This window comes from Cyanobium sp. ATX 6E8 (assembly GCF_024346335.1).
Taxonomy (GTDB): Bacteria; Cyanobacteriota; Cyanobacteriia; order PCC-6307; family Cyanobiaceae; genus Cyanobium_A.
Genome location: NZ_JAGQCT010000021.1, coordinates 1 through 23,236, shown reverse-complemented (window position 1 = coordinate 23,236; position 23,236 = coordinate 1). Strand labels below are relative to the sequence as shown.

At 65.9% G+C, this 23,236-nt stretch carries 23 protein-coding genes; 11 read left to right on the top strand and 12 right to left on the bottom strand.

Features of this window, described 5'->3' with window-relative positions; all coding sequences use genetic code 11:
* Positions 1-33 precede the first annotated feature (33 nt).
* Positions 34-1,041, top strand: coding sequence for a phosphate ABC transporter substrate-binding protein PstS (gene pstS / locus KBY70_RS13120; RefSeq protein ID WP_254988798.1), 1,008 nt, complete (start codon positions 34-36; stop codon positions 1,039-1,041).
* Positions 1,042-1,115: 74 nt separating this feature from the next.
* Here pstS and KBY70_RS13115 read toward each other — a convergent pair whose 3' ends face one another.
* The 4 genes from KBY70_RS13115 to KBY70_RS13100 all read right to left on the bottom strand — a co-directional run bounded on the left by KBY70_RS13115 (position 1,116) and on the right by KBY70_RS13100 (position 5,983).
* Positions 1,116-2,354 carry a cation:proton antiporter gene (locus KBY70_RS13115; protein WP_254988797.1) on the bottom strand — a complete coding sequence of 413 codons (1,239 nt, stop codon included), beginning with the start codon at positions 2,352-2,354 and terminating at the stop codon, positions 1,116-1,118.
* Positions 2,355-2,394: 40 nt separating this feature from the next.
* Positions 2,395-3,651: an organoarsenical effux MFS transporter ArsJ gene (arsJ, locus tag KBY70_RS13110; RefSeq protein WP_094559962.1), complete on the bottom strand. Its 1,257-nt coding sequence runs from the start codon at positions 3,649-3,651 to the stop codon at positions 2,395-2,397.
* Between the two features lie 9 nt (positions 3,652-3,660).
* Positions 3,661-4,722, bottom strand: a complete 1,062-nt coding sequence (locus tag KBY70_RS13105; protein WP_254988796.1) for an ArsJ-associated glyceraldehyde-3-phosphate dehydrogenase — start codon at positions 4,720-4,722, stop codon at positions 3,661-3,663.
* A gap of 94 nt (positions 4,723-4,816) precedes the next feature.
* Entirely contained in the window at positions 4,817-5,983 is a 1,167-nt protein-coding gene (locus tag KBY70_RS13100) for a Fic family protein (protein WP_254988795.1), read from the bottom strand.
* A gap of 172 nt (positions 5,984-6,155) precedes the next feature.
* On the opposite strand from KBY70_RS13100, the gene KBY70_RS13095 reads away from it, so the two are divergent.
* From KBY70_RS13095 to KBY70_RS13065, 7 genes are all read left to right on the top strand, one after another.
* Positions 6,156-6,506: an ArsR/SmtB family transcription factor gene (locus tag KBY70_RS13095; RefSeq protein ID WP_094559959.1), complete on the top strand. Its 351-nt coding sequence runs from the start codon at positions 6,156-6,158 to the stop codon at positions 6,504-6,506.
* A gap of 6 nt (positions 6,507-6,512) precedes the next feature.
* Complete coding sequence (gene arsB, locus KBY70_RS13090) at positions 6,513-7,622, top strand: ACR3 family arsenite efflux transporter (RefSeq protein ID WP_315859755.1); 1,110 nt, start codon at positions 6,513-6,515, stop codon at positions 7,620-7,622.
* 77 nt (positions 7,623-7,699) lie between these two features.
* The gene (locus KBY70_RS13085; RefSeq protein ID WP_254988794.1) at positions 7,700-8,347 is read left to right on the top strand and encodes a Crp/Fnr family transcriptional regulator; all 648 of its coding nucleotides are present in this window, start codon (positions 7,700-7,702) and stop codon (positions 8,345-8,347) included.
* Complete coding sequence (locus KBY70_RS13080) at positions 8,344-9,039, top strand: winged helix-turn-helix domain-containing protein (RefSeq protein WP_094559956.1); 696 nt, start codon at positions 8,344-8,346, stop codon at positions 9,037-9,039. Before KBY70_RS13085 ends, KBY70_RS13080 begins: the two co-directional genes overlap by 4 nt.
* Positions 9,040-9,097: 58 nt before the next feature.
* Entirely contained in the window at positions 9,098-9,790 is a 693-nt protein-coding gene (locus KBY70_RS13075; protein ID WP_094559987.1) for a response regulator transcription factor, read from the top strand.
* Positions 9,791-9,875: 85 nt separating this feature from the next.
* Positions 9,876-10,877 carry a sensor histidine kinase gene (locus tag KBY70_RS13070; RefSeq protein ID WP_254988793.1) on the top strand — a complete coding sequence of 334 codons (1,002 nt, stop codon included), beginning with the start codon at positions 9,876-9,878 and terminating at the stop codon, positions 10,875-10,877.
* Positions 10,878-10,940: 63 nt separating this feature from the next.
* Positions 10,941-11,159: a hypothetical protein gene (locus tag KBY70_RS13065; protein ID WP_254988792.1), complete on the top strand. Its 219-nt coding sequence runs from the start codon at positions 10,941-10,943 to the stop codon at positions 11,157-11,159.
* On the opposite strand, the gene KBY70_RS13060 is transcribed toward KBY70_RS13065, so the two are convergent.
* Positions 11,160-12,791, bottom strand: a complete 1,632-nt coding sequence (locus tag KBY70_RS13060; RefSeq protein ID WP_254988791.1) for a SulP family inorganic anion transporter — start codon at positions 12,789-12,791, stop codon at positions 11,160-11,162.
* Entirely contained in the window at positions 12,788-14,266 is a 1,479-nt protein-coding gene (locus tag KBY70_RS13055) for a SulP family inorganic anion transporter (protein ID WP_254988790.1), read from the bottom strand. Before KBY70_RS13055 ends, KBY70_RS13060 begins: the two co-directional genes overlap by 4 nt.
* A gap of 308 nt (positions 14,267-14,574) precedes the next feature.
* On the opposite strand from KBY70_RS13055, the gene KBY70_RS13050 reads away from it, so the two are divergent.
* On the top strand, positions 14,575-15,252 hold the full coding sequence (locus KBY70_RS13050) for a Coq4 family protein (RefSeq protein WP_198953850.1): 678 nt from the start codon (positions 14,575-14,577) through the stop codon (positions 15,250-15,252).
* Here KBY70_RS13050 and KBY70_RS13045 read toward each other — a convergent pair.
* Complete coding sequence (locus tag KBY70_RS13045) at positions 15,249-16,940, bottom strand: SulP family inorganic anion transporter (RefSeq protein WP_254988789.1); 1,692 nt, start codon at positions 16,938-16,940, stop codon at positions 15,249-15,251. The genes KBY70_RS13050 and KBY70_RS13045 overlap by 4 nt on opposite strands.
* 163 nt (positions 16,941-17,103) lie before the next feature.
* On the opposite strand from KBY70_RS13045, the gene cysK reads away from it, so the two are divergent.
* Positions 17,104-18,084 (top strand): cysteine synthase A, encoded by a 981-nt coding sequence (gene cysK / locus KBY70_RS13040; protein ID WP_094559950.1) that lies wholly within the window; start codon positions 17,104-17,106, stop codon positions 18,082-18,084.
* A gap of 41 nt (positions 18,085-18,125) precedes the next feature.
* Positions 18,126-18,620: a CAAD domain-containing protein gene (locus KBY70_RS13035; RefSeq protein WP_254988788.1), complete on the top strand. Its 495-nt coding sequence runs from the start codon at positions 18,126-18,128 to the stop codon at positions 18,618-18,620.
* A gap of 112 nt (positions 18,621-18,732) precedes the next feature.
* On the opposite strand, the gene gorA is transcribed toward KBY70_RS13035, so the two are convergent.
* From gorA to KBY70_RS13010, 5 genes are all read right to left on the bottom strand, one after another.
* The gene (gene gorA, locus KBY70_RS13030; protein ID WP_254988787.1) at positions 18,733-20,097 is read right to left on the bottom strand and encodes a glutathione-disulfide reductase; all 1,365 of its coding nucleotides are present in this window, start codon (positions 20,095-20,097) and stop codon (positions 18,733-18,735) included.
* A gap of 48 nt (positions 20,098-20,145) precedes the next feature.
* On the bottom strand, positions 20,146-20,964 hold the full coding sequence (locus KBY70_RS13025) for a sulfite exporter TauE/SafE family protein (RefSeq protein ID WP_094559947.1): 819 nt from the start codon (positions 20,962-20,964) through the stop codon (positions 20,146-20,148).
* A complete protein-coding gene (locus KBY70_RS13020) occupies positions 20,964-21,479 on the bottom strand; it encodes a rhodanese-like domain-containing protein (RefSeq protein WP_094559946.1) in 516 nt (171 codons plus the stop codon). Before KBY70_RS13020 ends, KBY70_RS13025 begins: the two co-directional genes overlap by 1 nt.
* Positions 21,480-21,521: 42 nt before the next feature.
* The gene (locus KBY70_RS13015; RefSeq protein ID WP_254988786.1) at positions 21,522-22,640 is read right to left on the bottom strand and encodes a rhodanese-like domain-containing protein; all 1,119 of its coding nucleotides are present in this window, start codon (positions 22,638-22,640) and stop codon (positions 21,522-21,524) included.
* A 42-nt stretch (positions 22,641-22,682) separates the two neighbouring features.
* Positions 22,683-23,236, bottom strand: a 554-nt coding sequence (locus tag KBY70_RS13010; RefSeq protein ID WP_315859753.1) for a peroxidase family protein, incomplete at its 5' end; no start/stop codon positions are given.

The following is a 23,236-nucleotide window of genomic DNA, read 5'->3' as shown; positions in this document are numbered from 1 at the left end:
GCTAATAAGGGATCGACCCTAAAAGTCTTTTCCATGACCTTCGCCAAGAAGGCCCTGATCTTTGGCACCACGGCCGCGATTGCTGCCGGTGCCACAAGCTTCGCCATCCCCGCGTTGGCCCAGGCCACCATCAGTGGAGCTGGTGCCAGCTTCCCGAATGCCATCTACCAGCGCTGGGCTGTGGAGTATGCCCGTGAGAAAAATGCCAAAGTGAACTATCAGTCGGTGGGTTCGGGCGCCGGTGTGCGTCAGTACCTGGCTGGCACCGTTGACTTTGGTGGTACTGACGAAGAACTGAAAGCTGCTGATTTCACCAAGGGATCAGCTGGTTCCCGCGGCGTTGTGCAGATCCCCATGGTGGGTGGCACGGTGACCCCGGCCTACAACAACCCCAGCTGCCAGAATCTCAAGCTCACCCAGCAGCAGGTGGCCGATATCTTCCTCGGCAAGATCACCACCTGGGAGCAGCTGAAGTGCGGCAAGGGCAAGATCACCACGGCTCACCGGTCCGACGGTTCGGGCACCACCTACGTGTTCACCAACTCCCTGTCTTGCTTCTCCAATGAATGGAAGAGCAAGGTGGGTAAGGGCAAGGCGGTGAAGTGGCCCGTGGGAGTGGGCGGCAAGGGCAACGAGGGCGTGGCCGGCGTGATCGGCAACACCCCAGGCTCGATCGGTTACCTCAACCAGGCCTATGTGAAGGGCAGGATCAAGGCGGCTGCCGTTCAGAACAAGGCCGGCAGGTTTGTGATGGCCAACGATGCCACCGGAGCCGTGGCTCTGAACGGTATCAAGCTCGATGCCAACCTCGGTGGTGAAGAGTGCAACCCCGCTGGTGCTAACGCCTTCCCGATTGCCTCCTTCACCTGGATCCTGGCTTACCAGAAGGGCAACGGCGCCAAGGCTAGTGCTATCCGCAACTACCTGCTCTGGGCCCTCTCGCCCAAAGCCCAGAAGATGGCAGCCGAGCTCGATTACGTTCCCCTCAAGGGTGATGTGCTCAAGCGCGCCAAGGCCGCTGTGGCCAAGATCGGCCAGTGAGTTGCGTGATTGAACGCAGCATCCTCAGGGGCCTTCGGGCCCCTTTTTTGTTGCGCGTCTGCGCCGACTGAACTTCAGCGGGCTTCCAGCTGTGGATCGTCCGGCCGCAACACCCGATCGGCCACCAGGCTGCTGAGCCACGCCCCCAAGGGTGCTGTGGTGAGGATGCTGAGCACGGCTACCGCCAAGATGATCTCCTCGGGGCCGCTGGGCAGACCTGCGGCCTGCATCGCCAGCAGCGGCATCGCTCCGATCGCCGCCTGCACCGTGGCCTTCGGGATGTAGGCCACCGTCACAAAGAGCCGTTCGCCTGCGCTGAACCCACTGCCCGCCAGACAGGCCAGCACGGCCGCGCAGCGTGTCACCAGTCCGATGGCCAGCACCGCCAGACCCGCCAGGCCGCTGTGCCAGGCCACATTCAGATCCACCTGGACCCCCACCAGGGTGAACAGCACCAGCTCGGCAAACACCCAGATCGAAGCCAACTTGGTGGCGATCGGCTGCGCCAACTGGGGCCGCAGCTCCAGCAGCAGCACCCCTAGAGCGAGCGCGGCTACCAGGCCGGTGAAGGGCACCAGCCCCTGGATGCTGTCCTGCAGCCGCAGCAGCAGTAGCGCGAGGGCCAGGATCACCAGCACCTGACGGTTCACCTGGGGCCCAAAGCGCTCGATCCAACGCAGCAGCATCAGGCCCAGCCCCGCGCCTGCGGCGGCTCCGAGCAGCAGCCCCAGGGGTAGCCCGGCCAACTGGCTCCACGGCAGCTGCAGCCCAGGGCTGCTGGCCTGTTGCACCAGCAGGCCCAGCAGCATTCCATTCACCACGATTACGGCGATGTCATCGAGGGAGGCTGCCGCCATCACCAGTTGGGGGATGGCCTTGGCGGTGCCCCGTTTCTCCTCGATCAACCGCAGCATCAGCGGCACCACCACGGCGGGCGAAACCGCCGCAATCACCGAGCCCAGCAGGGCCGCCTCCAACGAGCCCAGCCCCAGGAGGGGCTGGGCCACCAGGGTGATCGTGAACCCCTCCACCGCTGCCGGAATCCAGGCCAGCAGCAGCACCCGCCGGCCCACCTGCTGAAGTGTGCGCAGGTTGAGGCCAAAGCCCACCCGCAGCAGGATCACCACCAGCGCCATCTGGCGCAGCTCGCCGCTGAGGGCCAGCAGCTTGGGATCGAGCAGCCCCAGCCCAGACTGCCCCAGGGCGATCCCCACCAGCAACATGCCGATCAGCCCCGGCAACCCAAGCCGCCGAAACAGGCCATCGGCCAGCAGCGCCAGGATCAGCAGCTCAGCCAGTCCAAACCAACCCATGGCCTGCCTCCCGCCCGTTGGCGGTAGATCGGGCTGAGTCTTACCCGGCTTGGGACAACTGCCGTGGCGGCGATGGCAGCCGGGTGCTCACCACGGCTGCCAGGGCCACCAGCAGGGCCGAGCTCCACAGGCAGGCCTGCAATCCCCCCACCAAAAACAGGGCACCGGAGAGCACGGTGCCCAGCAGGCGGCCCGCCGCATTGGCCATGTAATAGAAGCCCACGTTGAGGCTCACCGATTCGGCATCGGTGTAGGCCAGCACCATGTAGCTGTGAATCGAGGAATTCATGGCAAACACCACCCCGAAGGCCGCCAGCCCCACCACCACGGCTACACCGGGCTGAGCCACCTCACGCCAGAGGGCGATGGCGATCAGGGCCGGGATCGCGGTGAGCAGGGCACTCCAAAACTCCACCGCACTCACGCCAGGCGGTGCACTCTGGCCCCAACTGCGCCGCAGGGCCGGGGCGGCACCCTGCACGATCCCGTAGCCGATCACCCACAGGCCCATGAAGCCGCCCACCTCCCAGAAGCGCCAGCCCAGGGCGGCCTGCAGAAACACCGGCAGCGCCACCACAAACCACACATCGCGGGCGCCAAATAGAAAGAAGCGGGCCAGCGACAGCACATTGATGCCGCGCGATTTGGAGAACAGGGCCGTGAATTTCGGCTTGTCCTTCATGCGGCCGATGTCACCGGGGAGCACCAGGGTGAGCAGGAAGGCGGCAAACAGGCCGGCGGCCATCGCTCCCACGGCGGCATTGAAGCCAATCGTGGTGAGCAGCAGGCCCCCCAGAAAAAAGCCCACGCCCTTGAGGGCGTTCTTGGAGCCGGTGAGAATCGCCACCCATTTGAACAGCTGGCTTTCGCCCTGGCTGTGATCCTCCGGGGTTTCTGCCACCACGGTTTTGATGGCGCTCTTGGCGCTCATCTTGTTGAGATCCTTGGCGATGCCGCTGATCGCCTGGGCCACCATCACGTAGGCCACGCTCCACCACTTGGGCCAGCTGTCGGCGACGGGAATCAGCATCAGCAGCGCCGCCACTTGCATCAAGGTGCCGCTCCAGAGGGTGAGTCGCAGCCCGAAGCGGGCCCCGAGCCAGCCGCCATAGAGGTTGGTGACGATGCCGAAGAATTCGTAGAAAAGAAACAGGAAAGCGATCTCGAGCGTGCTGTAGCCCAGCTCGTGGAAGTGAAACACCACGAGCATGCGCAGGGCGCCGTCGGTGAGGGTGAAGGCCCAGTAGTTGGCCGTCACGACCGCGTATTGCTGCAGGGCGGATAGGGCGCGTGCCATGGCGTTGGCTCAGCGCTCGATTTGCTGTTCGGAATGCTCAGCCAGAGCCACATGGCTGACCAGATCCGCCATGCGCGAGCTGTAGCCCCACTCGTTGTCGTACCAGGCGTACACCTTGAGTTGGGTGCCGTTCACCACCATCGTCGAGAGGCCATCGACGATGGCGCTGCGATCGTCGTTGACGTAGTCGACCGACACCAGCGGCCGGGTTTCGTAGCCGAGGATGCCGCGCAGGGCGCCGTTGGCGGCCGCCTCGAAGGCGCCGTTCACCTCCTCCACCGTGACGCTGCGCTTGAGCTCAAACACCGCATCGGTGAGCGATGCATTCAGCAGCGGCACCCGCACGGCGTGACCGTTGAGCTTGCCCTGCAGCTCCGGGAAAATCATCCCAATCGCCTTGGCTGAGCCCGTGGTGGTGGGGATCAGGCTCTGGCTGCAGGAGCGCGCCCGGCGCAGATCGCTCTTGAAGCCATCCACCACCCGTTGGGTGTTGGTTACATCGTGCAGGGTGGTGATTGAACCGTGCTCGATGCCGAAGCTCTCGTGCACCACCTTCACCACGGGCGCGAGGCAGTTGGTGGTGCAGGAGGCGGCGGTGATCAGGCGGTGTTGTTTGGGGTTGTAGAGGTGATGGTTGATGCCGAACACCACGTTGAGCGCTTCAGCTCCGGCGATCTCGCCCTTCACCGGGCAGGCCACGACCACCCGCTTGAGCCCCACCGCATCGAAATAGGGCTGCAACGTTTCGGGCGTTTTGAATTTGCCGCTGCACTCGAGCACCATCTCCACGCCGGCTTCCCGCCAGGGCACGGCGCTTGGGTCACTCTCCTGGCTATAGCTCACCGCTTGGCCGCCCACAAAGAAGCCTGGGCTGTTGCCTGGCATCACTGGGTTGGCCTGCACCGCTTGCTGCCAGCGGCCATGCACGGAATCAAAGGCCAGTAGGTGGGCGGCGGTGGCAGCATCGCCGCCGTTGTCGTTGACATGCACCAGCTCGATGCCGGGGCGCCCCCAGAGGGCTCGGAACACCAGGCGGCCGATGCGGCCGAAGCCGTTGATGCCGATTTTCATGGGGCAGCGCTTGAAGCTCGACCCACTCTCCCATCAAGCAGAGTTGATGGGTTTTATGGCGTGGTTAAGGCGGGTGGGGAAGGGCGGGCCAGGGCTACTCCGGTGGTGTTTCGCCAAATAGCTCCACATAGGGCTGATAGCAGAAGCGCCTGTTCCGCTTCTGGCCAGTGATCTCGCGAAGGATGTCGAGCGCCTCCAGCCGCGCCACCAGGCCATTGGCCGCCGGGTAGGTGGTGTGGATCAGGGCTTCGATCGCGTTGACGCTCACGATCGGTCGGTCAAACAGGCTCTCCAGCACCCGGTGGCCGTTGGCGGCAGCACGCCCGAGGTGATCGGTGATCAAGGCCCGATGCTGTTCCCGCAGCGCCAGGATCCGCCGGGCTGTGCCGCTGGCCTCCTGGCTCACCTCGGCCACGCCTCGCAGAAAGAACGCCAGCCAGTTCTCCCAGTTGCCGTCTTCGCGCACGGCCTGCAGGTGGTCGTAATAGCCCTGGCGGTGCTGCTTGAAGTAATGCGAGAGATAGAGCACAGGCTTCTGCAGGATTCCTTTCTCGGTGAGCAGGAAGGTGATCAGCAGTCTCCCCACACGGCCGTTGCCATCGAGAAACGGATGGATCGTTTCGAACTGGGCGTGGGCCAGTCCGATGCGGATCAGAGCCGGTAGATCGTCTTGGGCGTGGAGAAACTGTTCCAAGGCCCCCAGGGCTTCGTGTAGCTCCTCCGGGGGTGGCGGCACAAAGCTGGCAGTGGCCAGGGTGCAGCCACCAGGGCCGATCCAGTTTTGGCTGCGTCGCAGCTTGCCTGGGGTGAGCCGGCTGCCGCGAACTCCCTGCAGCAGCACGGCATGGATCTCGCCGATCAACCGCATCGACACGGGCAAGGTGGCGAGGCGTTGCAGGCCATGGTTCATCGCCCGCACGTAGTTCACAACCTCATCCACATCGCGGGGGAGGCCGCCGGCTCCGAATACCTTGGCCTCCGCTGCCAGCAAATCCTGCAAGGAGCTCTGGGTGCCTTCGATCTGACTGGAGAGCACTGCCTCCTTGCGCACGTACATGAAGACAAACAGGTCAGGGTTCGGCAGCGTTTCCACCGATCCATCCAGTCGCCCCAGGGCCCGATCAGCCTGGGAGAGCAGCGCCTGCAATTCACCGCTCAGCCGCACGGGCGGATCCGGCGGCAGGGGAGCCGGATGGAAGGCGCGATAGCCCGATGGCTGGCTGCGGTAGGCGCCGGCGCGGTTGGAGCGTGCTTCGAGCATGGGTCGCGCAGCCTTTCGCATGGGCCGAGAATGGCCTCATGTTATTTGCAGCCTTTAGTATGGGGCGACGACGTGGATTTGTGTAAGCAGGTGTTGTCTATGGCTGGGTCCTCTGCCCAGGTGCTGGCTGTTCGCACCAATTAGCTTTGATGGGTTCAGCAGGCTCTCGTCCGTGCCCGTTGCCACTGTCCCCGTTGCCACCGTCCCCGTTGCCCCAGCGCCCCTCCAGGCCGATCAAGCCCGCCAGCGGCTCAAGGCCCTCGCCGATCCGCTGCGGCTGCAGGTGATCGAGGCCCTGGCCGGCGGTGAGCGCTGCGTCTGCGAGCTCACCAGCGAGCTGGGGTTGGCCCAGTCGAAGCTGTCGTTTCACCTCAAGGTGCTCAAGGAGGCGGGGCTGCTCGTGGATCGCCAGGAGGGCCGTTGGGTGTACTACCAACTGCAGCCCGAAGCCCTCGAGGGCCTGCGGGGCTGGTTGGCCGATCTGGCGGCTGGTTGCACCGCCCCCGCCAGCCCCTGCTGCTGAGGCGCCATGGGGATCTTTGAGCGCTTTTTGAGCCTGTGGGTAGCCCTGGCCATCGCGGCTGGTGTCACCCTCGGCGCCGTCTTCCCGCAGGCAGCGGAGGCTGTGGCAGGTCTGGAATTTGCCCGCATCAACCTGCCGATTGGCCTGCTGATCTGGGGAATGATCTATCCCATGATGCTGGCGGTTGATTTCCATGCGCTCGTCGATTTGCGCCGTCAGCCCAAGGGGCTGGTGGTCACCGTGGTGGTGAACTGGCTGATCAAACCCATCACGATGACGGCCATCGCTTGGCTGTTCATCCGTGGCTTGTTTGCGGCCTGGATCCCTGCCGCCCTGGGCGATCAATACATCGCCGGCATGATTCTGCTGGGGGTGGCCCCCTGCACGGCCATGGTGTTTGTTTGGAGCCGACTTTGCGGTGGCGATCCCAATTACACCCTGGCTCAGGTGGCCATCAATGACCTGATCATGGTGTTTGCCTTTGCACCCATTGCAGCCCTGCTGCTGGGGGTAAGCCAGGTGATCGTGCCTTGGGACACCCTGGTGACCGCTGTGGGCCTGTTTGTGGTGGTGCCCTTGGTGGTGGGTTGGTTGACCCGCTTGGTGTTGCGCTCCCCAGGGCGGATTGAGCGCTTGGAGCACCGCCTCAAGCCCCTGGCAATCCTGAGCCTGATCCTCACCGTTTTGGTGCTGTTCATGGTGCAGGCCCGGGCCATTCTCGCCAATCCGCTGGCGATCGTCCTGATTGCTATCCCCCTGATCCTGCAGACCTACCTGATCTTCTGGATCAGCGCCCAGTGGATGCGGCGCTGGCGTCAGCCCCAGTCGATCGCTGCCCCTGGAGCCATGATCGGCGCTTCCAACTTTTTTGAGCTGGCGGTGGCGGTGGCCATCAGCCTGTTTGGCCTTAAATCCGGAGCCGCCCTGGCCACCGTGGTGGGGGTGCTGGTGGAGGTGCCGGTGATGCTCTCCCTGGTGGCGATTGCAAACCACAACCGGCGCTTGTTTCCGTTCCGCGCCCCCTGTCAAGCAAGCGCGATACCGGCGCCAGGGCGCCAACCTCTGGATCCTGCGCGGCTCCCTGGAGAGCAGCCCAGGGCCCTAACCGACCCTTAAACCCCGCACTACCCGGTCTTTGCCTCTCGGCGCTGAGCCCTCCATAGCGTTCTGCCAAACCAACGGACTGCTCCGCGATGGTGTTCACACCCTCCCTTCAACCGGGTCGCAGCGACAGTTTTCGCGAGCTGCTGGAGACCAGCTACGCGAAGCGCAGCCTGGTGCATCTGGCGCCTGGCAGCCAGGTGCCCCTGCTGAAGCGCAACGTGTGGGTGGTGGTGCGGGGCATGGTGAAGCTCTCCGCCATCTCGATCCACGGCGATGAGCTGCTGCTGGGCTTGGCCGGCCCGAACGAACCCTTCGGCGATCCGCTCACCAACGTGGAGGCCTATGCGGCCACCACCCTGGTGGACAGCGACCTGCTCTGCCTCAGCTGCGAGGAGATCCAGCGCTCTCCCCACCTGGCGATGGGTTTGCTTCAGGGCATGGCGGCCCGCTACCGCCAGAGTGAAGCCCTGCTGGAGCTGCTGGGCCTGCGGCGCATCGAAGAGCGGGTGCGGGGCTTGCTTGAGTTGCTGGCCAACGACTACGGCCAGCCCTGTGACCAGGGCCTGTGCCTGCAGATCAAGCTCACCCACCAGGATCTGGCCAGCGCGTTGAGCACCACCCGGGTCACCGTGACCCGCATCCTGGGGGCGCTGCGCGACGAGGGTTGGCTGCAGATCGATAGCCAACGGCGTCTCGTGGTGAGCCATCTCCCCCAGCAGCGCCATTCGCATCGATGAGTCAGCCGTCGATTCGGCTGCTGTTGGTGCATTCTGATCCTGCGGCAGCCCACCGGCTCCGCCACGACCTTGCCGAGGCGGGGTGCGAGGTGAGCCTTTGCAGAGATGTAGACGACGCTGCCGAGCAGCTTGCCACCCCCTCGGATTGGGAGCTGCTGGTGCTCGATGGCAGCCTCGGCGCGCAGGCCGCAGCATTGTGCGCCCGGGTGCGGGCGGCCGAGATGTCGATCCCGGTGCTGATGCTCTGCCCGGGCAGCAGCGAAGCCGATCGGATCTGGGGCTTGGAGGTGGGCGCCGACGACGTTCTGCCAGAACCTTTTGGCCTGGCGGAATGCTTGGCCCGCTGCCGGGCGCTGGTGCGCCGTCACCAGCTCGGGCTGGAGGCCACCCCTGAGCTGCGTTGTGGCGCGGTGACCATGCGGGTGGAGGCGCACCGGGTCAGCCGGGATGGCCAGGACGTGACCCTTTCGCCCCGGGAATTTCGCCTGCTGCAGTTTTTTCTGGAACATCCGCGCCGGATCTGGAGCCGCGATGAACTCCTGACCCGTGTGTGGGGTGAGCTCGAGGCCGTGGAGCTCGATCCCAAAACGGTGGATGTGCACATTCGCTGGCTGCGCCTCAAGTTGGAGGCCGATCCAGCCCAACCAGCCCTGATCACCACCGTGCGCGGGCAGGGGTATCGCTGTGGTTGAAACCTCTTCTGTTGAAACAACCTTCTGGGGTTTCAAGCTCGCCGGTGAGAATGGCGCCATGCAGCCGTCCTTGTTGGTCGTCGAAGACGACGAAACGATCCGCGAAACGATCCGCGAAGCCCTCGAATTGGAGGGGTTTGCGGTGCAGGCCTGCGGCAACGGTCGCGATGCCCTGCAGTTGCTGCAGCGGGCACCGGAGGGGCAGGGGTTTGCCCTGGTGGTGCTCGACCTGATGCTGCCTGGCCTGGGTGGTTTGGATGTGTGCCGCCAGCTGCGCCAGCAGAGCAACCAGACCCCGATCCTGGTGGTGAGCGCCCGCGACACCGAAACTGATCGAGTGCTGGGCCTCGAGGTGGGTGCCGACGACTACTTGGTCAAGCCGTTTGGCATGCGGGAGTTGGTGGCCCGCTGCCGAGCCCTGCTGCGCCGCTCCTCCAGCCAAACCTCCCGGGCCCGGGTGCTGGAGCACGCCAATCTCAGCCTCTATCCGGAAGAATGCCGGGTGACCCGGGATGGTCTGGAGGTGAACCTCTCGCCGAAGGAATACCGCCTGCTGGAGCTGTTCATGCAGAACCCCCGGCGGGTGTGGAGCCGCGATCAGCTGCTGGAGCAGCTCTGGGGCATCGACTACTTCGGCGACAGCAAAACCGTGGATGTGCACATCCGCTGGTTGCGCGAAAAGCTGGAAGAGAATCCGTCAGCCCCGGTGCATCTGATCACCGTGCGGGGGTTTGGTTATCGCTTTGGTTAGCGCCTTCAACCGCTTGATGGGTTTCTGGCGTCGGCGTGGAGGCTGGCGTCGCCCCCTGCCCCCGGCCCGGCAGCTGCTCAGCTGGATGGATTCGTCGACCATCGGCTGGATCCTGCTCGAACGCAACGGCACCGTGGGCCACATCAACCCCCGGGCGGAGCGGATTCTCCAGCTTGATTCGGGCCGGCTGCTGGTCGGTCAGCCCTTTGCCGAGATCTGTGCCGATCCCGGCCTGGCCAGCAGCATCCGGATCGCCCGCCGTCAGGATCGCCCCCAGCGCTTGGAGTGGCACTCCGACGGCCAAGACCTCGATGTGATGGTGGTGCCAGGCCGCGACGGCTGGCTGGGCGTGCAACTGCAGAGTCGCCGCTCCCTCGATGCCCAGCTGGAGCAGCAGGAGCGCTGGGTAAGCGATGTAGCCCACGAACTGAAAACGCCCCTCACGGCCTTGCTGCTGGTGGGCGACAGCCTCGCCGCCCAGGTCAACAGCCAGAACGCCCGGCTGGTGGAGCGCTTGCAGCGGGAATTGCTGCGGTTGCAGGAGTTGGTGGGGGATCTGCTCGAGCTCTCCCGCCTCGAGAACACGCTGCCGGGCACCGGTCAGCGGCTGAGCGTGGTGGATCTGCCCCAGCTGGTGGAGCAGGTGTGGTCCAACCTGCGTCCCCTTGCCGATCCGCGTCAGATCCACCTGGCCTTGGATGCACCTCCTGCCCTGCAGCTACGCGGCGACAGCTCCCGCCTGCACCGGGCCCTGCTCAACCTGCTCGACAACGCTCTGCGCTACAGCCCGGATGGCGGCGAGTTGCGGGTGAGCCTCGGCAGCCGTGGCGACTGGTGCCAGTTGAGTGTGGCCGACCAGGGCCCGGGCCTCAGTGAGGACGACCTGGCCCATCTGTTTGAGCGCTTTTACCGGGGGGATCCCGCCCGGGCCCGCACCCAACGCATCGGCAGTGGCCTGGGGCTCTCGATCGTGCAGCAGATTGCCGTCACCCACGGCGGTCGCATCCAGGCCAGCAATCGACCCGAGGGTGGTGCCCTGCTGGAACTGATCCTGCCGGGGGTCGTGCGGCCTGGTGGGGCTGGCTAGCCTTGAAGTGGCTGATTGGTGGTGATGCACTTCTGGGCTCCTGAGATTGATCCCTCCCACCCGATGGATTGCACCCAGGCCGAGCGCTACGCCCTGAGGCGGCTCAACGATGGCTCCTTTGTGGCCATTGCCGGAGAGGATCAGCGTCTGGTGGATGTGGGCAGCACCAGCGACGCGTTTCTCTTCCATACCCATGAGGCAGCCCTGAGGGCGGCCACCGAGCTCAACCACAGTGGGCGCGGACCGCTGGATGTGGTGAAAGTCGAGTGGGAGTCCGCCTGATCAGGCCACCTTTGGGCTGATTGCGGCAGCCAGGGCCTCCAGCCGACTCTTGGTGAGTGTCACACCAGAGATTGCTGGAACCTTGAGCCGATGCAGGCGTTCCCGCGGTTGATCTGTTGCGGTCACGATGAACACCTGCCGCTGCTGGTCGCGGCAGTCGAAGCAGATGGTTTCAATCGCCAAGGCGGCGGTCACCCCTAGGAGCGGCACTTCGCTGAGATCGAGCACCAGGGTGTGAAAGCTGGCGCTGGAGCTGAGCAGTTGGGTGAGGTATTTGCTGGCCCCAAAGCTCAACGGGCCGCTGAGTTGCAGCAGCAGCAGCAGGTCGCCGGCCTGCCGTAGCAGCTCCTGCTCCTCGAGATTGAGGTCGTGATGGTCGCCGTCACCGCCGCTGCGCGCCCGCATGGCCTGTTGCTGCAGTTCGCTCTGGCGTTTGATCGTGAGGATGTTGGCCAGAAACACCCCCACCACCACGGCGGTGATCAGGTCCCAGAACACGGTGAGCAGCAGCACCAGCCACATCAGCCCGGTGGTCCGCAGCGACAGCAGCGGCGCCCGCACGATGAATGACCAGTCGATAATTTCCAGCCCCACCTTCAGCAGGATGCCGGCCAGCACCGCATGGGGAATCGGGCTGGCCCACGAACCCGCCCCGAGGGTGATCAGCAGCAGCACCAGGGCATGCACCATGCCCGACAACCGCGTGCGCCCGCCTGCCTGCACGTTGGTGACGGTGCGCATCGTGGCACCGGCACCCGGCAGGCCACCCAGCAAGGCGCTGGCCATATTGCCGATGCCCTGGCCGATCAATTCCTGGTCGGAATCGTGCTGGCTGCGGGTGATGTTGTCGGCTACCAGGGAGGTGAGCAGCGAGTCGATCGAGCCCAGCACCGCCAGGGTGAGAGCGAAGCCCGCCAGGGTGCGCAGATCCCCCCAGCCCACCTGGGGCCATTGGAGCTGGGGCAGGCCGGTGGGCATGGCCCCCAGCCTCGGCAGGGCGCCGCTTGGCAGCCACAGCACCGAGGCCCCGCTCACCACTGCCAGCGCCACCAGGGGGGCCGGCAGCAGGAAGTTCCAGCGCTTGGGGTAGAGCACCACCAACGCAAAACTGGCCAAGCCCACCGCCAGCGCCGTGGGATTGAGATGGGCCACCGCCCAGGGCAACCTGGCCAGGATCGTGGGGATCGGCCCAGCCAGGCTCACCCCCAGTAGGGGCGGCAGCTGCAGCACCACAATGATGGCTCCGATCCCCGACATGAAGCCCGAGATCACGGTGTAGGGCATCATCGTGATGTACTGGCCCAGCTTCATCAGGCCGAACACCACCTGGAACCCGCCCGCCATCAGGGCCACGGTGAAGGCCATTGCCAGGCCGCTGGACTGGCCGTAGCGCCCCACCAGCAGGGTGATCACGGCGGTCATGATCACGGTCATCGGACCGGTGGGACCAGACACCTGGGTGGGGGTGCCGCCAAACAGGGCTGCCAGGAGGCCGAGCACGATGGCGCCGGTGAGCCCGGCCATCGGTCCGGCTCCGGAGGCCACGCCGAAGGCGAGGGCCAAGGGCAGGGCCACCACCGCGGCGGTGAGGCCACCGCTGAGATCCCCGCGCCAGTGGTTCAGGGCTCTCATCGGGCCAGCTCGCAGCGGGCTCCCTCTATCAGGTCTGGGGCATCGCTGATGCGCCCAAACAGGTCCAGGCTCTCGACATTGAGGTTCAACACCTCCACCTTGGAGCCGCCCTGGCGCAAATTGCGGATCACCTGGTCAAGGGCGCGCACCCCGGTTTGATCCCAGATGTGGGCATTGCCCATGTCAATCGTGATCCGCTGGGGATGGCTCCTCAGATCAAATCCGTCCAGAAAGTAGACCGTGCTGACGAAAAAGAGTTGGCCACGCACGCTGTAGAGGCGGTGCTCAGGCTCGAGCCAGCTGGAGTGCACGGTGACCACCTTGGCCACCTTGCGGCTGAACAGGATTCCCGCCAGGGAAACGCCCACCAGGACCGCGATTGCCAGGTTGCTGGTGATCAGGGCGATCACCATGGTCACCACCATCACAGCGGTGTCGCTCTTGGGGACCCTGCGGATGGTCCGAAACGACTCCCAATTGAACGTGCTGATCGACACCATGATCATCACGGCCACCAGGGCTGCCATCGGCATGCGGGCCAGCTGCTCCCGCAGCCCCAGCACCAGAATCAGCAAGCCGGCACCGGCGGTGAAGGTGGAGAGGCGGTAGCGCCCGCCGGCTTCCACGTTGATCACCGATTGGCCGATCATGCCAGCTCCGGCCATGCCGCCGATCAGCCCCGACGCGATGTTCGCCAACCCCTGGCCGCGGGCCTCAACATTTTTGTCGCTGTCCGAATCGGTGAGGTCGTCGATCACGGTGGCGGTGAGAAAGGCCTGCAACAGCCCCACAAAGGAGATCGCCAGGCTCACCGGCAGGATGATCGCCAGGGTGTCGAGGTTGAAGGGCACCGCCGGTAGCCCGAAGCCGGGAAACGTGCTGGGCAGCTCGCCCAGATCTCCCACTCGTGGCACCGGCAGGTTCAATCCCTCGGCCAGCAGCGTGATCACCACGATCGCCACCAGGGTCGAGGGCACGGCCATGGTGAGCCGCGGCAGGCCGTAGATGATTGCCAATCCGAGGCCTACCAGCAGCCACACGCTGGGCCAGGCTACCGCCGCTCCCCCCAGGCTCGCCACCGTCTCGCCGCCATCGGCCCCCAGTCCCATCTGGGGCAGCTGGGCTCGGAAGATCAGCAGGCCGATGGCGTTGACAAAGCCCAGGGTCACGGCCCGGGGCACAAACCGCATCTGGTAGCCGAGGCGCATGTAGCCCCAGAGGATCTGGAACAGGCCCGCCAGCAGGGTGGCCGCCAGCAGATAGGCCACCCCGTGGGCCGCCACCAGGGGACCCATCAGCAGGGCCACGCCGGCCGTGGCGGCTGAGATCATGGCGGGGCGTCCGCCGGCGAAGGCCACCACGCAGCAGATCGCCACCGAGGCGAACAGGCCCATCTTTGGGTCCACCCCCGCCACCAGGGAGAAGGCGATCGCCTCGGGCACCACGCCAAGGGCCACTACAACGCCGGCCAGCATTTCCTTCGGCAGGGACGTTAGGGGCGGGAAGAATCCATTCATAAATGATCGTTTGTCACTGGTGATCGTTTGTCACTGGTCTCTGTCGGTATTGGTGTATGCACCGCAGCTGTGGACGCACTACTGAATACACCGATCCCGGCCCAGTCAAAGTGACGGAGTGATGTGTCAGGCCTGACGCCTCAGCTGGGCCGGCGGCAGAGTTTCCGCGGCGAGGTGATGCTCGGCGTCTATGGCGGACTGCTCATGGCCAAAAGCTATCAGGCCCTTAGGGGCACGTCATCCTGGATGGAGTTGGGTCTGGCTGGATGTCACGGTTTGGGGAGCTGCTGCGGGCGGCCAACAATCTCAAATTGCTGGGGGCGATCGGTCGCAGCGGCGGTGATCTGAGCTCGGTGGCGGATCTGGTCGACAACATGATCGACAGTCCCCAGATGCTGGATTCGGTTCGCCGCTTCCGGGCCGTGCCAGGGGGCGCAGCGATGCTCGATCAGCGCTACCCCCCGCTCCAGCCGGACATCGACAGGTTGATCCAGCTGCCCGAGGGCAGCCTGGGCCGCAGCTATGCCGAGTTGATCCGCCAGCTCAACTACGACCCGGAATTCTTCCGGCCCCGGCCCACCACCACCGAGGCCCAGTGGCTCACCCAGCGGGTCGCCACCACCCACGACATCCATCACGTGGTGAGTGGCTTTGGCACCATGCCCGCTGGCGAGAGCGGTGTGCTGGCGATCACCACCGCCCAGATCGGCTTTCCCGCCTACGTGTTGCTTACCACCGCCGGGCAGCTGGCCAGCTTCCGCTTCCAGATGGGGCGCTTTGAAGAACTGAGCCAGGCGGTGGCCCATGGCATGGCGATCGGGCATCAGGCCCAGTGCCTAGTGGCCGCCCGCTGGGAGGAGGGCTGGGATCGCCCCGTCAGCGCGTGGCGTGAGCAGCTCGGCATCCGCGAACCCGCCGATACCGAGCCCTACGGCCTGGGTTAGTTCAGAGCGGAAACGGCGCGCTCCAGGGCTTCGCGGCGGCTGATCTCCGTGTGGTCGGCGGGCAGCAGTTCAAACATCTTGAGCTTCTCGAGGCGGCGGCGGGTCACGTCGCAGGCCCCCACGACGTAGACCGAACGGCCTTTCTCCACCGCTTCTTCCACCGCATTTTCCAGGGCCAGGGCGGCGGTCACCCCCAGGTGTGACACCTCACCCAGATCGAAGATCACCGTTTGGCAGCTGGTGATGGCGTTGTGCTCCCGCGCGATGGCCTTGGCTACGCCGAAGAGCATGGCGCCGTTGAGCTGGAACAACAGCACCTGACCCTTGCCTTGATCCAGCAGGGCCTTTTCATCGTCGGAGATATCGAGTTCGCCGTCGCCGGTGCTGATCGACTTAACGCTCTTGCTCTGCAGGGCGTTCATCTTGTCGATGGTGAGGATGTTGGCGATGAACACGCCGATGCCAACGGCGGCGATCAGATCCACCAGCACGGTGAGGGCGATCACCAAATACATGATCAACGCCCCCTTCATCGAGATCCGGTGGGCGCGCTTGAGGAAGCCCCAGTCGACGATGTCGACACCCACCTTGAGGGCGATGCCGGCGAGCACCGCCTGGGGGATCTGGGCGGCAACGCCCGTGAAAGCAAGGATCACCACCATCAGAATCAAGGCCCGGCTGATGCCCGAGAGGGCGCTGCGGCCGCCGGCCTGGATGTTCACCACGGTGCCCATGGTGGCGCCGGCACCGGGAAGGCCACCAAACAGTCCGGAGGCGAGGTTGCCGAGGCCCTGGCCGATGAGTTCTTTGTTGGAGTTGTGCTCGGTGCGGGTGACGCTGTCGGCGATCACGGCGGTGAGCAGGGCGTCGATGCAGCCGAGCATGCCCAGCACGGCGGCATCAATCAGCATCTTGCTGGCCAGGCCCAGCTCCATGTAGGGCATGCGCAGCTGGGGGAAACCCGAGGCGATTGCGCCGATTCGGCGAACACCTTCACCGCCGGAGGCGATGTCGCCCTGCAGCAGGGTGAGCGAAAGCAGCGTGCCGGCCACCAGTGCAATCAGCTGGGGCGGGGCGATTTTCTTGAGCGCCGCTGGGGTGAACCAGAGGATGGCCAGGGTGATCAGCGCCAGCACCACTTCAGGCAAACGGGCGGTCTGAATGAGCTGCGGCAGGGCATTGAGGGTGCCGATCACACCGCCTTTGGGGATGGCATGACCGAGGAAGGGGCCCAGCTGCAGGATGATCAGGATGATGCCGATGCCGCTCATGAAGCCCGAGATCACCGTGTAAGGCATCTGGGTGATGTAGCGGCCCAGCTTCAGCAGGCCGAAGGCGATCTGGAATACACCCGCCAGCATCACCACGGTGAAAGCGATGGCCAGACCGTTCTCGGGATCGCGGGCGGTGAAGCTGGCGATCACGGCGGTCATCACCACGGTCATCGGCCCGGTGGGCTCGGAGATCAGTGATGGCGTGCCGCCAAACAAAGCAGCAAACAGGCCCACCAACACAGCGCCCCACAGGCCTGAGGCGGCACCGGCGCCGGAGGCCACCCCGAAGGCGAGGGCCATGGGCAGGGCGATCACCGCGGCGGTGACGCCTCCGAAGAGATCTCCCTTGATGTTGTTGGTGCTGATGTGATTCAGCAGGGCCGTGCGCCGAGGGGGCGCCGACGTGGTTGCCATCGCCGAACCATGCAAGAGGTGGCGGGAACCTTAGGAATCACAGCCGGCGGGTTGGTGCCTTTGGGGCCGTGTTGCCGCTGGCTCTTCACAATCCACTTGGGTTGGGGGTGTCTGGGACGCCGGCATTCCTAGGCTGCGGGCAAAGAACGGCCGCCCTGATCGGATGACCAGCATCTACGCCGACAACAGCCTCACCATCGGCAAAACCCCCTTGGTGCAGCTCAATCGGGTGACTGAGGGTTGTCAGGCCCGGGTGCTGGCCAAGATCGAGGGCCGCAACCCCGCCTTCTCGGTGAAGTGCCGCATTGGTGCCGCCATGATCTGGCGGGCGGAACAGGAGGGACTGCTGGGCCCTGGCAAGGAGTTGGTGGAGCCCACCAGCGGCAACACGGGCATCGCCCTGGCCTTCGTGGCGGCGGCTAAGGGCATTCCTCTCACCCTCACCATGCCGGAAACCATGAGCCTGGAGCGCCGCAAGCTGCTCACCGCCTACGGCGCCCACTTGGTGCTCACCGAGGGACGCATGGGCATGCCCGGTGCCATCGGCACCGCCAAGGAGATGGCGGCATCCGATCCCGACCGCTACGTGCTGCTGCAGCAGTTTTCCAATCCGGCCAATCCCCAGATTCACCACGACACCACCGGCCCAGAGATCTGGACCGATACCGAAGGGAAGGTGGATGTGCTGGTGGCGGGCGTCGGCACCGGCGGCACGATCACCGGCGTGAGTCGCTACATCAAGGGCACCCTGGGCAAGCCGTTGGTGTCGGTGGCGGTGGAGCCCACCAACAGTCCGGTGATTTCCCAGGCGAAGGCAGGCCAGGAGCTCAAGCCCGGTCCCCACAAGATTCAGGGCATCGGTGCCGGGTTTGTGCCCGCCAACCTCGAGCTCGATCTGGTGGACCGGGTGGAGACGGTGACCGACGAGGAGGCGGTGGCCATGGCCCGCCGGTTGATGAAGGAGGAGGGCATCCTGGCCGGCATCTCCTGCGGCGCGGCTACCACCGCTGCCCTGCGTCTGGCCCGGGAGGATGCCTACGCCGGCAAGACGATCGTTGTGGTGCTGCCCGATTCCGGCGAGCGCTATCTCAGTTCGGTGCTGTTTGAAGGCGTCTTCGACGAGAAGGGGCTGGCCGCCGGCTGAAGCCCGCTTTATAACAACTCTGGCCTGTGCTGGTTGGTGCCTTGGCAGACGCAGAGGTTCAGGCGATCAACCCAGAGGCTCTGCCGATCAACCCAGAGATCAGCCTCGAGCCTGAACCGGCCACGGAGCCCCCGACGCTGGACATTCCAGTGGCCACGGCGGCGCCGCTGGCCACAACTGAGCCTGTCCCATCCGACCCCACCAACGCCGAGTCGGGAGCCAGCGCGGTGCTGGGTCTGCCGTTGCAGTTTCTCAACCAGTTGCTGCAGAAGCTTGGTGCCACCCCGCTTCAGTCGCTGGCCGATCTGGTGCCGGCTCTGCAGATCCTTGCTCTGGCGGTGCTGGCTGGCATTGCCCTGAAGCTCACCGGCGCCACCCTTGGGGCCATCAACGAGATCCCCCTGGTGGGCGGGCTGCTGGAGCTGGTGGGGCTGGTGACTCTGCTGAACAGCCTGGCCCACAACGCCTTCAAGCAACAACGGCGAGCGGAGCTGCTGGATCGGATCCGCAAACTCCGCAAGGATTTGCTGGGGTGAGGGTTGCAGACGAGCTGTGCAAGCGCCGGTTGGCTGCTTGATCCGGCATCTGGTTTGGCAACTAGTTGGGCAGGCTGTTCAATTCGGCAGGCTGTTCAATTCGGCAGGCTGTTCAATTCGGCATCGTCACGAACTCCTCGGCCACCGAGGGGTGCAGGGCCATGGTGCGGTCGAAGTCGGCCTTGGTGGCGCCCATGCCGATGGCGATCGCCGCCATCTGGATGATCTCGGCGGCGTGCTCACCCACCATGTGGCAGCCGAGCACCTTGTTGGTGGCGGTGTCCACGATCAGCTTGAGCAGCACCTTGGGATCCCGCGCCGGCAGGGCCTGGCTCATCGGCCTGAAGCGGGCCCGGTGCAGCTTGATCCCATCGGCTCCGCAGCGGGCGATCGCCTGCTCCTCGGTAAGCCCCACGCTGGCGAGCTCCGGCTGGGAAAACACCGCGCAGGCCACCAGGCTGTGGTCCACCTGGCGGGGCTTGTGGCCAAACTCCGTGTCGGCGAAGGCGCGGCCCTCATCGACGGCCACCGGGGTCAGGTTGATGCGGTCGGTCACATCGCCCACTGCATAGATGCTCGGCACGTTGGTGCGTTGATCGGCATTCACCGGGATGCGGCTGCCCTCCACGGCCACCCCGGCGGCCTCGAGGTTGAGGCCCTTGAGGAAGGGCTTGCGGCCGGTGGCCAGCAGCACGCCGCCGCAGGCGATCGATTCGCCGCTCTGGGTGGTAACGCTGAGCTCGCCGGGGGCGCACTGGCCGGTGATCGCCGCCGGCGAATGGGCGAAGCGGATTTCGATGCCGTCTGCTTCCATGCCGGCGCGCACCGCTTCGCTGGCCTCGCGGTCGAAGCCGCGCAACAGGTGATCGCCGCGTACCAGCTGGATCACCTGCACGCCCAGGCCATTGAGGATGCCGGCGAATTCGCAGGCAATGAAGCCAGCACCCACCACCACCATGGTGTCGGGCAGGCTCTCCAGCTCAAACATGTCGTCGCTGAGCCAGCCCAGCTCGGCGCCGGGGATCTCGGGGCGCTGGGGCCGGCCGCCCACGGCGATCAGGATCTGCTGGCCCTGGAGCGCTCGCTCGCTCCCGTCGGCGCCCGTTACCACCACGCTGGTGGCGCTGCTGAACCGGCCCCAGCCCCGCACCAGCTCCACGCCGGCTTTCTCCAGAAAACCGATGTGCAGGGTGTTGAGCCGATCCACCTCGGTGCGCACGTTGGCGAGCAAACGGGACGCGTCGAGGCGCACGTCGCCCACCTCCCAGCCGTAGCTGGTGGCATCGGCCAGCAGGTGCCGGTAGGACGAGCCGTACACCAGCAGCTTCTTGGGCACGCAGCCGCGGATCACGCAGGTGCCGCCCACCCGATCGCCCTCCACGATCGCTACCCGGGCGCCGTAGCTGGCGGCCCGCTTGGCGGCGGCCAGGCCACCGGAGCCGGCGCCAAGCACGATCAGATCGAAGTGGTCGCTCATGGCTGGAGGGCGTGGGGAATTCAGGAAAACAGAATGGCGAATGGGGTGCTACGGCTGATGGGGGGAGGAGGGCCAGGTGATGGCGGCTTCGGTGGGCAGGTGATGGCGCCGCCAGGCCTCGGCGCCGGTGAGGGCAGCCGTGCCGAGCAGCATCAGCGCGAAGCCCTGGCGCAGGAGGCGGTCGCTGAGCTGGGGAGCTAGCCGCTGGCCCACCACGGCCCCAACGGCGCCGCCCACCAACAGGGGAGCCATCAGCGGCAGGCTGGCGGTGGGCCAGTGGCCCAGGGCCGCCAACGCCACCAGGGCATTCACGGCGATCAGCAGCAGGCTGGTGCCGCTGGCCAGGGCCATCGGCAGGCCCGCCAGCAACACCAGGGCCGGCACGATGGCAAAGCCACCGCCCACGCCGGCGATGCCGGTGAGCAGCCCCACCAGCACCCCTTGAATGGCCAGGGCCACTGGCTGGGTGCGCCGGATGCCATCGGCGTTGGCCACAAGGGTGCGGCGGCTGAGCAGCCAGGCGGCCACCAGGGCGGCGAGGGCGAAAATGGCCAGCTGCACTGGCTCGGGAATGAGGCCGGCTTTCACCCAGCTGCCGCCGACCCAGCTGCCCGCCAGGGCCGGCAGGCCGAGGATCAGGGCTGGACGGGGGGCGAACTGGCCGCGGCGCAAGTAAGGCCCCAGGTTGGCCAGGGCCAGCAGCATCACCACCAGCAGCGAGAGGGGAACGGCCTCCCGGGTGGGCAGGGCCGCGCCGCTCACCAGCAAGGGCAGCAGCAGGATCGAGCCACCGGCACCGAGCACCGAGAGCAGAAAGCCAATCAGAACACCACCGCTTGCCAACAGGGCGAGGCTGGAGGGATCCATTACAGGTCCACTTTGTTCCAGGGCATCACCGCCAGCAGGCGCGCCATGCCGCAGAAGCCACTCACGCCGGCAAACACCAGTCCCGCCCCGACAAACCAGCTGAGCAGGATCCAGGCGGGGGCCACGGTGTTGCTGAGGATCAGGCCCAGCAGCACGAGCGAGCCGGCGGCGATCTGCACCTGACGCATCAATGGCAGGGGGGCATTCTTGAGTGCGCGCACCGGCAGGCCTGCCTGCTGCCAACTGGGCAGGCCGCCCGCCAGGTCGTTGACGGGGTGGGAATAGCCCTGCTGCAGGAGGTTTTGCACACCTTTGCTGCTGCGCTGGCCGCTCTGGCACACCAGCACCAGCGGGCCCTGGGGCAGGTTGGCCAGGTGCAGGCGTGCGAGGGGCACGTTGAGGCTGCCGGCGATGTGGCCGCTGGCGTATTCCATCGGCTCACGCACATCGATCACGGCAACGCGCTGGGAGTGGAGCTGTTCGGCCAGATCGTGGGCGCTGATGCTGGGGCTCATGGTTTGCAAGGCGGAGGAGGGAACGGAGCAGAGGGAGACGATTCAGTTGCTGGTCAGGCGTTCGATCGGATAGCCGTCGGCCTCCCAGCGGCTGATGCCACCGCGGAGGTTGGCCACCTGCTGGCGGCCGGCCTTGAGCAGCTGCTGGGTGGCGAGGGCTGAGCGGCTGCCGGAATGGCACACCAGCACCACGGGGCGATCCGCGGGCAGCTCGTGCTTGCGGTTGTCCAGGTCGGGCAGCGGCAACAGCACGCTGCCCGGGATGCGGCCGTCGGGGCCGTTGAACTCCTCGCCTGAGCGCACGTCCACCACGGTCACGCTGCTGCTGTGATCGGCCAGCCAGTCTGGGCTGAGTTCCGGCAGACCGGCATAGCTGCGCTGCAGGGGTGCCCAGGTTTCGGGGGCGGCTTGGTCGCGCGGCTTACCAGAACGCATGTTGCCGGGCAGGGCCTCGGCGATCTTGTGGGGGTGGGGCAGTTTCATGTTCTCCATGTGGCCCACGAAATCCCGCTCGGTGGCGGCGCCGCCGAGGCGTGCGTTGAACGCCTTTTCTTCCGCGACGGAGGTGACGCTGCGGCCGGTGTAGTCGTGGGCGGGATAGAGCAGGCAGGCCTCCGGCAGCGACAGGATCTGCTCGGTGATGGAGCGCCACAGGGTGTGGGCGTTGCCCTGCTGGAAGTCGCAGCGGCCGCAGCCGCGCACCAGCAGGGCATCGCCGCTGAAGGCCATGGCGTGGTTGTCCAGCACGAAGCTGAGGCAGCCATCGGTGTGGCCGGGGGTGCTGCGCACCTCCAGGTGCCGTCCGCCGAAGCGGATGCGATCGCCATGGGCCAGCGGCAGCGTGACGTTTTCGGCACGGACGGCCGCGGCCAGGCCGATGGCGCAGCCTGTGGCCTGGTGCATCAGCCAGCTGCCGGTGACGTGGTCGGCATGGGCGTGGGTGTCGATCGACGCCACCAGGGTGATGCCCAGTTCGCGGATCAGGGAGAGGTCGCGGTGGTGTTGCTCGAACACCGAATCGATCAGCACCGCCTCGCCGCTGGGCACATCGACCAGCAGGTAGGTGAAGGTGCCGGTGTCGACATCAAACAGCTGGCGGAACAGCAGCGCGCTGCCCCCGGCGGCGGCGGCCAGGGAGATGGGCGCAGAGGCGACAGCCATTGGGATCCACGGCAATAGAATGACTATAGCCGCATAAAGGCGTTAAAGTAATTCTCGGTTTCGCGGATTGATGTCTGGCTTCTCCCTGCGCTCTGCTTGGGTTCGGCCCTGGAGGTCGAAGCGATCGGCCTCCATCACCTTCACCCAGGCGGCCACGAAGTCGCACACCAGGCGGCCGGCGCCATCGCTCTGGGCATACACCTCAGCGATGGCACGCAGTTGCGAGTTGGAGCCGAACACCAGATCCACCCGGGTGCCGCTCCAGCGCAGCGCCCCGCTCTGGCGGTCGCGCCCCTCAAACAGCTCGCCGGTCTCATCCACCGGCGTCCAGGTGGTCGCCATGTCGAGCAGGTTCACGAAGAAGTCGTTGCTCAGCACCCCCGGCCGTTCGCTGAACACGCCATGGCGGCTGCCGCCGGTGTTGGCACCCAGTACCCGCAGGCCTCCCACCAGCACGGTCATCTCCGGGGCGCTCAGGCCCAGCAGTTGGGCGCGGTCCACCAGTAGGTGCTCGGCGGCCACGCTCATCGGGCTCTTCTGCCAGTTGCGGAAGCCATCGGCTTGCGGCTCCATCACCGCAAACGAGGCCGCATCCG

What these genes read in the sequence shown, in the direction of transcription:
- KBY70_RS13015 (WP_254988786.1), bottom strand. Translation starts at nt 22,640, where the DNA reads ATGGCTGTCGCCTCTGCGCCCATCTCCCTGGCCGCCGCCGCCGGGGGC.
- KBY70_RS13065 (WP_254988792.1), top strand. Translation starts at nt 10,941, where the DNA reads ATGGATTGCACCCAGGCCGAGCGCTACGCCCTGAGGCGGCTCAACGAT.
- KBY70_RS13075 (WP_094559987.1), top strand. Translation starts at nt 9,098, where the DNA reads ATGCAGCCGTCCTTGTTGGTCGTCGAAGACGACGAAACGATCCGCGAA.
- KBY70_RS13080 (WP_094559956.1), top strand. Translation starts at nt 8,344, where the DNA reads ATGAGTCAGCCGTCGATTCGGCTGCTGTTGGTGCATTCTGATCCTGCG.
- KBY70_RS13060 (WP_254988791.1), bottom strand. Translation starts at nt 12,791, where the DNA reads ATGAGAGCCCTGAACCACTGGCGCGGGGATCTCAGCGGTGGCCTCACC.
- KBY70_RS13045 (WP_254988789.1), bottom strand. Translation starts at nt 16,940, where the DNA reads ATGGCAACCACGTCGGCGCCCCCTCGGCGCACGGCCCTGCTGAATCAC.
- arsB (WP_315859755.1), top strand. Translation starts at nt 6,513, where the DNA reads ATGGGGATCTTTGAGCGCTTTTTGAGCCTGTGGGTAGCCCTGGCCATC.
- pstS (WP_254988798.1), top strand. Translation starts at nt 34, where the DNA reads ATGACCTTCGCCAAGAAGGCCCTGATCTTTGGCACCACGGCCGCGATT.
- KBY70_RS13055 (WP_254988790.1), bottom strand. Translation starts at nt 14,266, where the DNA reads ATGCTGGCCGGCGTTGTAGTGGCCCTTGGCGTGGTGCCCGAGGCGATC.
- KBY70_RS13100 (WP_254988795.1), bottom strand. Translation starts at nt 5,983, where the DNA reads ATGCTCGAAGCACGCTCCAACCGCGCCGGCGCCTACCGCAGCCAGCCA.
- KBY70_RS13050 (WP_198953850.1), top strand. Translation starts at nt 14,575, where the DNA reads ATGTCACGGTTTGGGGAGCTGCTGCGGGCGGCCAACAATCTCAAATTG.
- gorA (WP_254988787.1), bottom strand. Translation starts at nt 20,097, where the DNA reads ATGAGCGACCACTTCGATCTGATCGTGCTTGGCGCCGGCTCCGGTGGC.
- arsJ (WP_094559962.1), bottom strand. Translation starts at nt 3,651, where the DNA reads ATGGCACGCGCCCTATCCGCCCTGCAGCAATACGCGGTCGTGACGGCC.
- KBY70_RS13025 (WP_094559947.1), bottom strand. Translation starts at nt 20,964, where the DNA reads ATGGATCCCTCCAGCCTCGCCCTGTTGGCAAGCGGTGGTGTTCTGATT.
- cysK (WP_094559950.1), top strand. Translation starts at nt 17,104, where the DNA reads ATGACCAGCATCTACGCCGACAACAGCCTCACCATCGGCAAAACCCCC.
- KBY70_RS13020 (WP_094559946.1), bottom strand. Translation starts at nt 21,479, where the DNA reads ATGAGCCCCAGCATCAGCGCCCACGATCTGGCCGAACAGCTCCACTCC.
- KBY70_RS13070 (WP_254988793.1), top strand. Translation starts at nt 9,876, where the DNA reads ATGGATTCGTCGACCATCGGCTGGATCCTGCTCGAACGCAACGGCACC.
- KBY70_RS13105 (WP_254988796.1), bottom strand. Translation starts at nt 4,722, where the DNA reads ATGAAAATCGGCATCAACGGCTTCGGCCGCATCGGCCGCCTGGTGTTC.
- KBY70_RS13115 (WP_254988797.1), bottom strand. Translation starts at nt 2,354, where the DNA reads ATGGGTTGGTTTGGACTGGCTGAGCTGCTGATCCTGGCGCTGCTGGCC.
- KBY70_RS13085 (WP_254988794.1), top strand. Translation starts at nt 7,700, where the DNA reads ATGGTGTTCACACCCTCCCTTCAACCGGGTCGCAGCGACAGTTTTCGC.